Raw genomic sequence first — 13,109 nt, forward strand, 5'->3', positions numbered from 1 at the left:
TCTGAATCAAAGTAAATAAGTCAAAACTCTAGCACAAAAAAAGGTGAACAAGATGTTCACCTTTGAGGGCATGATTTACTTATTTGCCATTATTTTGTAGAGGACCCCAGTCATATACTTTCTTTTGGTAGGCATACCAAAGCATCCATAGGCCGATGAGAATCATTGGAACTGTAAGGAATTGTCCTTTGCTCATCCATCCGATAAATAATTGACCATTATCTGGCTCACGGAAGAATTCAACTGTGAAGCGAGCGATACCATATCCAATTAAGAATAGAGCAGAAACAGCCATGCGTGGACGAGGTTTAGAACTAAACCACCACAGAACAATAAAAAGAATCAAACCCTCACAGAGTGCTTGGTAAAGTTGGGATGGATGTCGTACGAGTTGTAAAGGATCTGTAGGGAAAATCATACCCAATGCGAAATTTGGATCTGTGACTTGTCTGCCATAAAGTTCGCCGCCAATAAAGTTGCCAATACGACCAAACATCAGACCTGTTGGAACACATGGGGCAATAAAATCCAGTGTTTGGAACCAAGTCATTTTGTATTTTTTACACCACAATAACATGGCCAACATGACACCTAAGAAGCCGCCATGGAAGCTCATGCCACCTGTCCAAACTTGGAATAACCATATCGGATTTGCAAGGAATTGATCAAAACCATAAAAGAACACATAGCCTACTCGACCACCAATCACGACACCTAATGCACCGTAAAAGATGAGATCAGAGACCATGTCTGGTGTCCATCCTCGTTGCTTAGCACGGAATGTTGCCAAGCCCCACGCAAATAAAAATGCGAGTAGATACATGAGTCCATACCAGTGAACTTGTAATGGACCCACAGATATTGCCACTGGGTCAATAGAAGGATAGGTCAGCATTGCTTTTCCTTTATATTATGTTTTGTGTCGATTCTAACGGAAAGACTGAAAAAATGTTGTACATTCAATGTGTAAAGTTCTAAGGATGCAACGATGTGTATTGTAGCAATCGCATGGCAAGTGTTGGATGAAACACCATTATGCTTAATTTCAAATCGGGATGAGTTTTATCACCGACCTGCTTCACAAATTCATAAGTGGGAAAATAGCCCAATTATTGCAGGTCAAGATTTACAATCTGGTGGGACATGGATGGGGATTACTGCTGCAGGGCGTTGGGCACTTGTGACAAATTACCGTGATGCAAATGATAAGAAGGAATATCCAACTTCAAGAGGACATATCATTCAGCAATATCTGGAGTCTGAATTAGCACCGATCCGATTTGCCCAAGAATTAGAAAAAAAGCAATGTGATTACGCTGGATTTAACCTTTTTATCGGAACCTCTGATCAAGCGGTTTATATGAGTAATCGTGGTGAATCTCCACAAGTTCTTGCCAAAGGTGTATATGTGGTTTCCAATGGTGTATTAAGTGATCCATGGGAAAAAACCAAACATTTGCGTAAACGCTTTACACAAGAGTTCTTACCATTATTGCAATTAAATCCCAATGCTCAAAAAGCGTATGATTTAGAGTACGCCGTTTGGGATATCTTACAAGATGAAAGAAAAATTGATTTAGACTTATTACCTCAAACGGGCATATCAGTGGAAATGGAGCAGCTGTTATCTTCTACTTTTATACAAAGCCCGATATATGGAACACGATGCTCAAACTATTTATTGATGAAAAGAAATCAATGGACTTGGCTTGAAAAAACGCAGCAAGGTACGCATCAGAATCACATAGTCAAAATTGATTTGCATCTCTCAAAAAAAATGCCGACATCGTAGTCGGCATTTTCTATTTCAATGTTTGAATTAAGCAGCAGGAGTGTTTTCTTTCTTTTCTAGACTTTCCCCAACAATCTCGCCACCATCTTTACGTGTAATCACGACCGTCGCAGAGCGAGGACGTGTACCTTTACCACCGCTGATACTATTGCTGTGATTTGCAGGCCAAGTACCACCAGGATGCTGAACATTCACAAAAATAGCTTTATAGTCTGGTGTCATCGTTACACCTGTAATTTCACAGCCTGAAGGACCTGTTAAAAAACGACGTAACTTTGAATCATCAAGCTGTGCGCCAGCAGGAGTAAGTTGAGTGGCATTATTTGAACCAGCATTTGCAGAAGTCACTTTACCATCACTTACTTGACCTGGAAGTGCAGCGAGCATCATGCAATTCGTTTCATCTGTATAAGCGCCATCATCAGTTTGTATCCACAAGACACCACGTGGATCAAACCATAGGCCATCTGGACTTGAGAAATCATTTGCTGATGTGAGTCCAGATAGGTTTACACCTGGAAGTGAATCTTCTTCTGCGCCAAATAAGAAGATATCCCATACAAATGTTTTTGCTGTAACAGTATCACCAGTTTCACGGAAACGAATAATATGTCCGTTGATATTCCCGCGAGGAGTACCACCTTTATCATTATCAGCATAGTTACGAGGGTTAGCAGCATCAATTGTATGCTCACTTCCACGTAATGAGTTATTGGTTAAGGTGACATAAACCTCACCATTCTCTGGGTTTACTGCAACCCATTCTGGACGATCCATTTTGGTTGCACCAACTGCATCACCTGCTAAACGGGCATTTACCAATACATCAGCTTGATCTGTAAATTTGTATTTTGAATAACTAGCAATTAATGGATTGGAGATATTGAGTTCAATCCACTCACCAGACGTCTTTTGAGTTGCTTCATTAAAGTTAAATTTAGCAACATAGAATTTACCGTTATTCATATATTTATCACCAGCAGCATAACCGCCGTTGATATCTTTAGGGTCCCAAACCGCATCTGAAACAAATTTATAGATATATTCGCCTTGAGAGTCATCCCCCATATAGAAGGCTAGTGGTTGTCCAGGAATGGCACGACTCACACGGCAATCTTCATGAGCGAAACGTCCAAGAGCTGTACGTTTTACTGGGCGCTGACGACCATCAAATGGGTCAATTTCAACAATCCAACCAAATGTATTTGGTGAGTTTCTAAAATCTTGAGTTGCAGAAGATGCAGAGACTTTGGTTAACCAGCGCTCATAGACATCTTGAGGGAACAGTTGTGCTTGAACAGTGTGCCACTTATAAGAACTATTTGAAGCAATTTTATAACGTTTTAATGACTCCAAATCCTTTTCAGAACGATCTTTGTCATCGCGAGTAAAGTATTGGTTAAAGTTTTCTTCGGTGGTTAAGTACGTGCCCCAAGGCGTATAACCGTTACCACAGTTATTGATCGTACCTAATGTAAATGTGCCTTCTGGACTGATCTTGGTCTGCACCAATTCATGCCCTTTTACAGGACCAGCGAAATCGATTGGTGTTGCAGCTGTAATTCGACGGTTGAATACAGAGCGTTTATTTAGAGTGACTTGTTGAGTTGTTGGATTTTTTTGTACTTCAATCACTGAAACGCCGTGACAGTTGATTTCACGTAATGCTTCATCTTCAGAACGAATATCCGCTGAAATGGTATTATTCGCTGGATGTAAAATTGCTTTGTTATCTACATATTCATGGTTGAGTACCAGTAAACCTACATTTGACTCATTTTGATCATAACGGCTATTTTTCATGCCGAAATATGTCATACCGTCATGACATTCACCTGAACGCATGGTAAATGAAGCACCACTCGGAATATTATCTGCATCCCATTCAGGCATACCTTCAAAAAGCGGGTCTCCTAGTGCATAAATAACACGTGCTTCATATCCTTCAGGCACTGTGAATTCATTTTTAATATTTTTATCAACCGCTTTAAATGTTAGTTCAGTTGGCGTTTTTGATTTGTCGAATTCAGGTAGTGAAGGATTTGAGTTGTTATTGTCATTGTCGTCACTGTTACAGCCTGCGACTGAAGCCGCTACTGTCAATGCTACTGCACCACCAGCAGTCTTCTTAATGAGATCTCTACGCGTAATTTGCTTTTCAAGTAAATGGTGAAATTCTGGATTCCCCGAATCATTGCTATCGTAATCATCGTTAAAAGGTATTAAATCAGTCATGTTCGTTCCTAGCATCTTGCTTGGTAGTTTTTAGCGTCACAAACAACTTAATGCGCAATCATGACAATCAAATGATAGATTTATGTCAGTTGAATTAAGCTTTTATTTAAAGAGTATGAAAAAGGCGAGTCTTAAGACTCGCCTATGTTTAAAAGGGTCAAAATATCAAAGTATTGACTTTGCTCTTCTATTTTCGAGTAATTTTCCAAAGAAAAGTCCCAATTCAAATAACATCCACATTGGTATCGCCAACATAATCATCGATAGTGCATCAGGTGGCGTCACAAACATAGAAACGAAGAAACAACCTACAATAATAAAACGTCTTTTTTCAACCAATTGTTCTGTGGTAACGACCCCAATCATAATGAGTAATAAAGTCACAATTGGAATTTCAAAAGTTAAACCAAAAACCAAGAATAACTTTAAACAGAAACTCAGATAGCTATTAATGTCAGTCATGGGTGCTACCGTTTCAGGTGCAACGCTAATGAAAAAATGTAAAATCGAAGGGAGGGCTACAAAGTAAGCAAAAGCAACACCCGCATAAAATAATGTAATACTTCCGATGAGTAATGGTAGAGCTAAAGCTTTCTCATTTTTATATAGCGCCGGTCTGACAAAAGCCCATATTTGATAAATGATAAATGGCATGGCGATCATTAGAGCAACGAAGAAGTTTAACTTAAATGGTGCCATAAATGTCGCGGTGACATCAGTTGCAATCATTGATGAATTTATTGGGAGTTGAGCTCTAAGAGGCTCAGACATCATTTGATAGCTTTGATTTGCAAATGGTAATAAACAAAAGAATAAAACGAGAATGACCCCAACTATTCTAAATAAATATTTTCTTAAAATAATAAGATGCTTGGTTATTGGCATTTCTTCAAGCTGAGGATTAACTTCATTTGAAGAGATGATATTTGGGAGAGTATTGTGACTCATACTGCCTCCGCTAAGACTACATACGGTTTATTGTGTTGCGCTGAATTTTGAATATGAATAAAACTTTGCTTAGGTGTAGCGTGTCCTCTAAAAGGAACAGCTGTACTTTGCTGAACGCTTAAATACACATAAATAGATCTTGTTTCAGAGAGAACCTGTTGATCGATAGGTGGATTTAAATATTCATCGCTTAATACTGTGTGTTTTTCAATTTCCTGCATTTGCGCTTTCATTTTTTCTTCTAATTCTTGAATGCGCTTCATTTCAGTCTGCATTTGTTCTTTAAGTTCAGACATTCTTAGTTCACGATCAATATCATTTTGTACATTGCTGACCATACGCTTAATTTTGCCATACCATTTACCAGCAAATCGCGCACCCTCAGGAAGCTTTTCAGGTCCAAGAACAAGCAATGCAATGATGCCAAACATTAATAGTTCAGCCATACCAATATTCAGCATTACTGTTACCTACCTTTAATGTTTCGCTGTTGAGTTCAAATCATGAGATGTTTGATGTTCAATCGTGCGTGGTTCTTTTAATTGAGCAGATGTGCTCTGGTCTTCGTCATCCTTAATTGATTTTTTAAAATCTTTAACCGCACCTCCAACATCTTTACCCAAATTTTTTAGCTTAGACGTACCGAACAAAAGTAAAACGACAATTGCGAAAATAAGTACGTGCCAAATTGATAATCCAGCCATGATATATTCCTTATTGAAAATGATCTTGAATGATTTCAACAGTTCTTTATGACAGCAAGTTGACGGAATTATTTCAGTTTGAAGTCATGGATTTTTTATGTGTGCAAGAGACTTATTCTGAAGTGAAATAGATGTTGTGCTAAGATGAGAAAAAATCTATTTCATATTTAATATGGTTCTTCTACTCCCACTAGTCTCCTTTCTCATCGGCTATTTTGGCGTAGAATATTTACAAAAAATTCGTCCCTTTATGGCGATGTTGTTGGCGAAAGTGCTGATTCCTCTCATCATTATTTACAATATGGTGTTTTACCAAGAGGGCAGTATATGGTTGATGTTATTTAGTTTTATCGCTTCATTTTTGCTGTATTTATTTGTTTATTACCGTACAAAAGACAAATTAGTCTCCTTATGTTCCAGTTACCTGAACATGGCTTGGCTTGGCTTTCCATTTGCATTCGCTATTTTTGGTGCGCAAGCATCTAGTCCTATGGTTGCACTTTATGTCGGGGGCTCTATTTTTGGTAATATTTGTGCAGTGACCGTATTAAGTGCTGAAAAGCAGTCTGCGATGGAGATTTTGAGAAAATTGACTTTCTCTCCACCGATTTTAGCTTTATTAGTTGCTGGTTTTCTTTCGTTATGGAATGTTAGTCATTTTCAGCAGAATGCAATGATTCAATCATTGTATATATTGGATAAGTGGTTAATGACCTTTACAGGGATGTGTATCCTTGGGATGTGGTTATCTCAAGTAAAAATTCACTTGTCCGATTTAATTGAAAGTTTAAAACTTGCTTTGATTAAATTTCTATTTGGTTTAGTGTGCTGTGCGGTAGCCTATTTTCTTCTACCGATTCCTCACGAACTGGTTGTTATTGCACTGATGTCTATGTTTTTTTTATTGCCACCCGCAGCGAATATTGTTGCTTTAGAAACACATTATTCAGGAACAGGTGTTTCAGCCCAATATATCGCAGCGGGTACCATCGTAAGTTGCATGACAATTGGTTTATTTGCCATGGTTTATCATGGACTGATCGTTTAGTTCGTTTCGAGGCTTGCTTTGAATAACTGCATGGCTTGACCACGATGACTGATCTTATTTTTTTCTTCTTTGGTCATTTCAGCGCTACTAATATTGAGTTCAGGTAGCCAAAACAGTGGGTCGTAGCCAAAACCATTTTTGCCACGTGCTACTTCCAAAATTTCACCTTTCCAGATTCCTTGGAAAATCTGAGGTAAAGGATCTTCAGCGTGTTGAACTAAGGCGAGTACACACACAAACATCCCTTCAATCACGTCACCATTGTTACGTAATGGTGCTAAATCTGCCAGTAATTTAGCATTATTGGCAGCATCATCGCCATGCTCACCAGCATAACGTGCAGAGTAAATACCAGGAGCACCACCAAGTGCAGGGACGCAAATACCTGAGTCATCTGCTATAGCTGGTTTACCCGAAATCTTAGAAGCATGTCGTGCTTTGATAATGGCATTTTCTACAAAACTTAACCCATCTTCCACCGCATCCTCAATGTTCAGTTTTCCTTGAGGCACAACGTTAACAGGGAGTTTTAATTCTTCAAATAACTTTTCGAACTCAGCTATTTTCCCTTTATTGTTGCTCGCTAAAACCAAAGTACCTTGATCTAACCAATCTTTAGACGCCATGTTGAATCGCTTTCAGTTTCAAATTTGAAGCTATTCTAACGGATATTTGCGATGATACAGATGAACTCATCTCTAAAATAACCAATCATTAATCATGAGAGATTTAAATACCATTCATATTCGTCAAGCAGAGATCGCGGATGTTGAAAATATTGCGTCCTGTATTGCTTTAGCTTTGAATCACTTTGATGAAATGCCAAAAAGTAAGTCCCTATTTTCAAAAGAAGCTCTTGTATCGCACATCAATCATCAAGAGATAAAATACTTTGTTGCAGAATTAAAGCAGTCGCTTGTTGGGATGATTGCTTACAAACAACCCACTCATATTTTTCATTTTTTTGTTCATCCAAATCTGCAATTTCAAGGCGTTGGAACTCATTTATTTAATTATGTGTTAGATCAATTAACTCAAACGGATATCCAGTAGATAACAGTCAATGCGCATATAGGGGCTGTTCATTTTTATAAAAAATTAGGTTTTACTTCACAGAGTGAAGTGGACATATTCGAAGATATGAAATTCATAAGAATGAAGAAGATGCTCGAATAAAAAAAGCACCGATAGGTGCTTTCTTCAAACTTATAAGCGTGATTAACGGCTTTGAATCCATTGATCAGCACGATCACGTGCAGTACGAATTTGTTCTGGTGTCAGGTTAGCAGCCAAAGCCGTCTTTTTTGTCTCAGACATATTGATCACTTTATTATCTAACATGCCATCACGTGTAGAAAGCTCATACCATTGGTAAGCAATCATATAGTTTTTCTTTTGCTCTTCCATAACGGCTAAATTGAAACTTGCACGATTGTCACCATGACTTGCTGCTTTTTCGAAGTATTGGCGAGCTAAGGTTTCATTTTTAGCAACACCAATACCGTCAGCATACATACGACCCACATTTAGCTGAGCAGATGAAATACCTTGATCGGCTGCTGCCTTATACCAAACGAAAGCTTGCTTTAGGTCTTTAGCAACATCTTTACCATGTTGATAATGTGTTGCCAGATAAAACTGGGCAGCCGGTTGACCTGCTCGAGCAGCTTTTTGCAGCTCAGATACAGGCATACGTGAATACTGTGCAGCCAGTGCAGAAGTTGATGGTTGTTGAGGTACATAATCTGCATGAACTTGGAAACTCAACAACCCTAGAAATAATGAAGTACCTAAGAATAACTTTTTCATAGAGCGCTCACTCGATAAATCGCGACCTCGCCAAACAAGTTCGGGATATGCTTGCTGAGCAAACTCCCTTGTTGATTCCCATTCACGGCTAAACGGTCAATAATTTTAATTTGATTCTCAGCACAAAGTGCTTCGAAATCCTTAAACGTGCACAGATGGATATTTGGAGTGTTATACCACATATAGGGTAAGGCATCCGAAACAGGCATTTTCCCTTTTAAAGCAAGGAAAGAGCGTGTTTTCCAGTGTGCAAAGTTAGGAAAAGTAATAATTGCTTGTTTCCCAACACGCACCATATCGCGCAAAAGCACATCAGGTGCATCTACAGCTTGCAAAGCTTGTGCCATGACAACATAGTCAAATGACTGGTCTGCAAAGCGTCCCAAACCGAGGTTCAAGTCTTGTTGGATGATATTTAACCCTCGACTGACTGCAATTGCAATCTTTTCTTGATCGATTTCTAATCCGTATGCACGAATGTTGTGCTTTTTGCTCATATGAGCCAGTAACTCACCATCGCCACAACCAAGATCTAAAATGCTTGAATCAGGTTTAATCCATTTTTCTGCAAGCTTCTGATCGATACGCATTACACGGTCTCCTTAGGGGTTGAAGCAAGATGGTCTACACCACCTAAGAAAGCCCTTAAAGTTTTGACATATAAAGGGATAGGGAACAAGAACGAGTCATGACCTTGTTCTGCATCAATATCAACATAGCTCACAGGCTTATGATTGGTAATCAATGCATCCACAATCTCAACAGATCGGGAAGGAGAGAATCTCCAATCCGTAGTAAATGAAATCACAAGGAATTTACATTTTGTATTCGACATTGCTTTAACTAAAGATTGTTCATACTCACGAGAAGGATCGAAGTAATCCAAAGCTTTAGTCATGATCAAGTAGGTGTTCGCATCAAAGTTACGACTAAATTGTTCACCTTGATAGCGAAGATAACTTTCAACTTGGAATTCAACATCGAAACCATACATGAATTTGCCAGATTTTAAATCACGACCAAATTTTTGTTTCATGGCTTCTTCAGAAAGGTAGGTAATGTGACCTACCATCCGCGCTAGAATAAGACCACGTTTAGGATAGCTGTCTTTTTCTAAATAGCGACCATGATGAAAATCAGGATCAGACAAAATGGATTGGCGCGCGACCTCATTAAACGCGATATTTTGCGCTGAAAGTTTAGGTGCACTGGCAATAATGACACAATTATTTAATCGGTCAGGATAATCTACAGACCACTGAAGTGCCTGCATGCCTCCCAAAGAGCCACCAATAATCGAGTGCCAAACAGTGATACCAAGACGATCAGACAGCATTGCTTGAGTTTTAACCCAATCGCGCACGGTCACTAATGGAAAATCTGGACCATAAGGACGATTTTCATTTTCAGGATTTGGGGAGGTTGGTCCTGTTGATCCGTTACAACCACCAATATTGTTTAATGCCACCACAAAAAATGTATTGGTATCAATTGCTTTGCCTGGCCCAATACAAGCATCCCACCAACCTGCTTTTTTATCATCTTCATGGTGATAACCAGCAGCATGATGATGACCAGAAAGCGCATGGCAGATCAAAATTGCATTGGATTTATCTGCATTGAGTGTGCCATAAGTTTCGACCATCAATTCGAAACGTGGTAAAACGCGGCCACATTCTAATGCGAGTGGTTCTTCAAATTGGAACTTTTGTGGAACAACAATGCCCACTGAGTCAGCTGGAAAAGACACAGGATAAATTCGCCTAAAATCTTAAGTATGAATAAATAAAAGGATACCACTTGAGGGTATCCTTCTAAAGTCATTTTCGTGCTAAATATTATTGCTAATATTTATACTGCCGCAGCGATCACTTGATCTGTGCTCAAAACACCTTGATCAATTAAACGATTTGTACATGCAATAATTCCTTCAATAGATGAAGTCACGATGTTGTCATGTACACCAGCACCGAATGCTGATTTACCTGTACCTTTGACTTGAAGTTCAATTAATGCCAACGCTTTAGCATTTGCACCAGAACCAATGCTACGTTCTTCATAGTTCACAACATCGATTGGCAACTGTAAAGCATCTAAAATTGCAGAGATTGGTCCGTTGCCTTCACCACGTAGATGTTGAACTTGACCACCGATTTCAATATCTAATTCAATGACTTGATTGCCATTTTCATCAGATAATCGATAGTTTTTCGCGACATAATGTTTATCTTTCTGATTTACATATGTACTTTGGAATAAACTCCAAATTTGCTCAGCAGAAACTTCTACGCCTTCTTCGTCAGCTACCTGTTGCACGACTTGCGAGAACTCAATTTGTAAGCGACGTGGTAATACGACGTTGTAGTTCGACTCTAACAAGTATGCGATACCACCTTTACCTGATTGTGAATTGACACGAATGACTGCGTCATAATCACGTCCCAAATCTTTAGGATCAATTGGTAAGTAAGGCATGTCCCAAATTTCTTCGTTTTTCTGGAACTCAAAGCCTTTTTTAATCGCATCTTGGTGCGAGCCAGAAAATGCAGTAAATACTAAATCACCCGCATATGGATGACGTGGATGAACGGGTATACCTGTACATTCTTCAATAGTAGAAATGATTTCATTAATATTTGAAAAATCTAGATTTGGAGCGACACCTTGGGTATACATATTTAATGCAATCGCCGCAACGTCAACGTTACCTGTACGTTCACCATTACCAAATACACAACCTTCCACACGATCAGCACCAGCCATGATCGCTAACTCGGATGCTGCAATACCGCATCCACGGTCATTGTGACAGTGTACAGAAATAATGACACCATCGCGGCGTTGTAAGTTGCGATGCATCCATTCAACTTGGTCAGCGTAAACATGAGGCCCAGAAACTTCAACAGTCGCGGGTAGATTCAAGATAACTTTATTATCTGGGCGAGCATCCCAAATTTCAGTGACTGCATCACAGACATCTTTTGCAACTTCTAATTCAGTTGCGGTAAAGCATTCAGGAGAGTATTGGAACACCCATTCAGTTTCAGGATATTGTGCTGCATATTCTTTCACTTTTTGAGCCGCATTCACCGCTAAGGCTTTCGCACCCGCTACATCAACATTCAATACTTTTTGACGGAATGTTGGTGAGTTTGAATTATAGATATGCACAATTGCACGTTTTGCACCTTGTAATGATTCAAATGTACGTTGAATCAAGTGATCACGAGCTTGAACTAATACTTCGATATAGACATCATCTGGAATATGATCTTCTTCGATTAATTTACGGGTAAAGTCAAAATCAATCTGTGAGGCAGATGGAAAGCCAATTTCAATATGTTTGAAACCAATTTTCACCAACATTTGGAACATCTTGAACTTTTGTTCAATGTTCATTGGTTCGAAAATAGCTTGGTTACCGTCACGAAGGTCGGTGCTCATCCAGATAGGCGCTTTATTAATTTCGTTATTTGGCCATTGACGGTCAGGTAAGTCTACACGTTGGTACATGCGACGGTATTTTTTGCTTGGATCAGCCAACATCATGAGATAACTCCTTTCATAGCACAACATGCTTGGGTCTTGTGTAAAGGCACTGCGCTATTTATATCGATTGTGTCTATTCTATCAATTTACAAGTGGCTTACTGCATCATTTTGCTGAATTCTCTAAAAATCTTTTGAATATATAGAGCTTAGCTATACCGTCACAGTGCTTGTAAATTCTTTCTTTTATTATAGTGCGATCTTCAAGAGAATTATTCCCTGATTTAGATCAAAGTATGATGAATGTGAAATTTTTTTTCACAATATATTTTTTTTTAATAATATTTTTCATTATAAAAATTAACTGTGAAAAATAAATTATAGTTCTGCCCATTTTCGAATTAAATTGTGATAGAGGCTCGTGAGTTTGATGACTTGCTCATGTTGATCCCCTAATTCCAGACGAAGTTGCTGAATAGATTGATCTAAAGTAAATAACATATGTCGATTTGAATCATCTCGAATCATACTTTGTACCCAAAAAAATGATGCCAAGCGACAACCCGATTGGATAGAAGTGACCTCATGTAAGCTAGTAGATGGATAAATTATCAAATCTCCTGCAGGGAGTTTGACTTCGTGATATCCATAAGTATCTTCAATGACTAATTCACCGCCGTCATATTCGTGCGGATCACTCAAGAATAAGGTACAAGATAAATCTGTTCTCAAGCGTTCTTGTGAGCCTTGAACTCTGCGAATCGAATTGTCGACATGAAAACCGAATGATTGATGCTGTTCATAGCGATTAAACAGAGGAGGGATGATATCTAGTGGAATTGCTGCTGATAAGAATAAAGGATGTTGACCTAGGGATTCTAAAATAATATCACCTAGATGTTTGGTCAGGGGATGATCATTGGAAAGTTGCTGATTATGTTTCACTGTTGCAGAGAGTGTTCCAGCTGTTACCTTTCCATTGACCCAATCTACTTTAGACATTTCTTCACGAAAATATCGAACTTGTTCAGGGCTTAGAATATTTGGAATATGATGAATCACTACGATCACTCACTGCTTTAGGT

Annotated in this window: 13 protein-coding genes and 1 pseudogene; 3 read left to right on the forward strand and 11 right to left on the reverse strand. The window is 38.8% G+C overall.

Features of this window, described 5'->3' with window-relative positions:
* Positions 1 to 79: 79 nt before the first annotated feature.
* A complete protein-coding gene (lgt, locus tag AC1M85_RS02435) occupies positions 80 to 895 on the reverse strand; it encodes a prolipoprotein diacylglyceryl transferase (RefSeq protein WP_035266733.1) in 816 nt (271 codons plus the stop codon).
* A 93-nt stretch (positions 896 to 988) separates the two neighbouring features.
* Here lgt and AC1M85_RS02440 point away from each other — a divergent pair, with 93 nt between their 5' ends.
* Positions 989 to 1,792, forward strand: a complete 804-nt coding sequence (locus AC1M85_RS02440; protein WP_488213484.1) for an NRDE family protein — start codon at positions 989 to 991, stop codon at positions 1,790 to 1,792.
* A gap of 27 nt (positions 1,793 to 1,819) precedes the next feature.
* On the opposite strand, the gene AC1M85_RS02445 is transcribed toward AC1M85_RS02440, so the two are convergent.
* The 4 genes from AC1M85_RS02445 to tatA form a co-directional block, all read right to left on the reverse strand.
* On the reverse strand, positions 1,820 to 4,027 hold the full coding sequence (locus AC1M85_RS02445; protein WP_488213485.1) for a PhoX family protein: 2,208 nt from the start codon (positions 4,025 to 4,027) through the stop codon (positions 1,820 to 1,822).
* Positions 4,028 to 4,192: 165 nt separating this feature from the next.
* Positions 4,193 to 4,975 (reverse strand): twin-arginine translocase subunit TatC, encoded by a 783-nt coding sequence (gene tatC / locus AC1M85_RS02450; RefSeq protein WP_488213486.1) that lies wholly within the window; start codon positions 4,973 to 4,975, stop codon positions 4,193 to 4,195.
* Positions 4,972 to 5,436, reverse strand: coding sequence for a Sec-independent protein translocase protein TatB (gene tatB, locus AC1M85_RS02455; protein WP_051586559.1), 465 nt, complete (start codon positions 5,434 to 5,436; stop codon positions 4,972 to 4,974). Before tatB ends, tatC begins: the two co-directional genes overlap by 4 nt.
* 15 nt (positions 5,437 to 5,451) lie before the next feature.
* Complete coding sequence (gene tatA / locus AC1M85_RS02460) at positions 5,452 to 5,679, reverse strand: Sec-independent protein translocase subunit TatA (RefSeq protein ID WP_035266725.1); 228 nt, start codon at positions 5,677 to 5,679, stop codon at positions 5,452 to 5,454.
* A gap of 172 nt (positions 5,680 to 5,851) precedes the next feature.
* Here tatA and AC1M85_RS02465 point away from each other — a divergent pair, with 172 nt between their 5' ends.
* On the forward strand, positions 5,852 to 6,727 hold the full coding sequence (locus AC1M85_RS02465) for an AEC family transporter (RefSeq protein ID WP_092766755.1): 876 nt from the start codon (positions 5,852 to 5,854) through the stop codon (positions 6,725 to 6,727).
* Here AC1M85_RS02465 and rdgB read toward each other — a convergent pair.
* Positions 6,724 to 7,353: an RdgB/HAM1 family non-canonical purine NTP pyrophosphatase gene (gene rdgB, locus AC1M85_RS02470; RefSeq protein ID WP_481609990.1), complete on the reverse strand. Its 630-nt coding sequence runs from the start codon at positions 7,351 to 7,353 to the stop codon at positions 6,724 to 6,726. The genes AC1M85_RS02465 and rdgB overlap by 4 nt on opposite strands.
* Positions 7,354 to 7,546: 193 nt before the next feature.
* On the opposite strand from rdgB, the pseudogene AC1M85_RS02475 reads away from it, so the two are divergent.
* A pseudogene (locus tag AC1M85_RS02475) lies at positions 7,547 to 7,903 on the forward strand (GNAT family N-acetyltransferase).
* Between the two features lie 42 nt (positions 7,904 to 7,945).
* On the opposite strand, the gene AC1M85_RS02480 reads toward AC1M85_RS02475, so the two are convergent.
* The 5 genes from AC1M85_RS02480 to AC1M85_RS02500 all read right to left on the reverse strand — a co-directional run bounded on the left by AC1M85_RS02480 (position 7,946) and on the right by AC1M85_RS02500 (position 13,086).
* Entirely contained in the window at positions 7,946 to 8,536 is a 591-nt protein-coding gene (locus AC1M85_RS02480) for a tetratricopeptide repeat protein (protein ID WP_488213487.1), read from the reverse strand.
* Positions 8,533 to 9,126, reverse strand: coding sequence for a methionine biosynthesis protein MetW (metW, locus tag AC1M85_RS02485; protein ID WP_092766759.1), 594 nt, complete (start codon positions 9,124 to 9,126; stop codon positions 8,533 to 8,535). The genes AC1M85_RS02480 and metW overlap by 4 nt, the downstream gene beginning before the upstream one ends.
* Positions 9,126 to 10,286, reverse strand: coding sequence for a homoserine O-succinyltransferase MetX (gene metX / locus AC1M85_RS02490; protein WP_035265259.1), 1,161 nt, complete (start codon positions 10,284 to 10,286; stop codon positions 9,126 to 9,128). The genes metW and metX overlap by 1 nt, the downstream gene beginning before the upstream one ends.
* 101 nt (positions 10,287 to 10,387) lie before the next feature.
* Positions 10,388 to 12,085, reverse strand: a complete 1,698-nt coding sequence (leuA, locus tag AC1M85_RS02495) for a 2-isopropylmalate synthase (RefSeq protein WP_488213488.1) — start codon at positions 12,083 to 12,085, stop codon at positions 10,388 to 10,390.
* 317 nt (positions 12,086 to 12,402) lie between these two features.
* The gene (locus AC1M85_RS02500) at positions 12,403 to 13,086 is read right to left on the reverse strand and encodes a Fe2+-dependent dioxygenase (protein ID WP_488213489.1); all 684 of its coding nucleotides are present in this window, start codon (positions 13,084 to 13,086) and stop codon (positions 12,403 to 12,405) included.
* Positions 13,087 to 13,109: the final 23 nt, after the last annotated feature.

The organism is Acinetobacter sp. 24-47-64 (assembly GCF_057737055.1).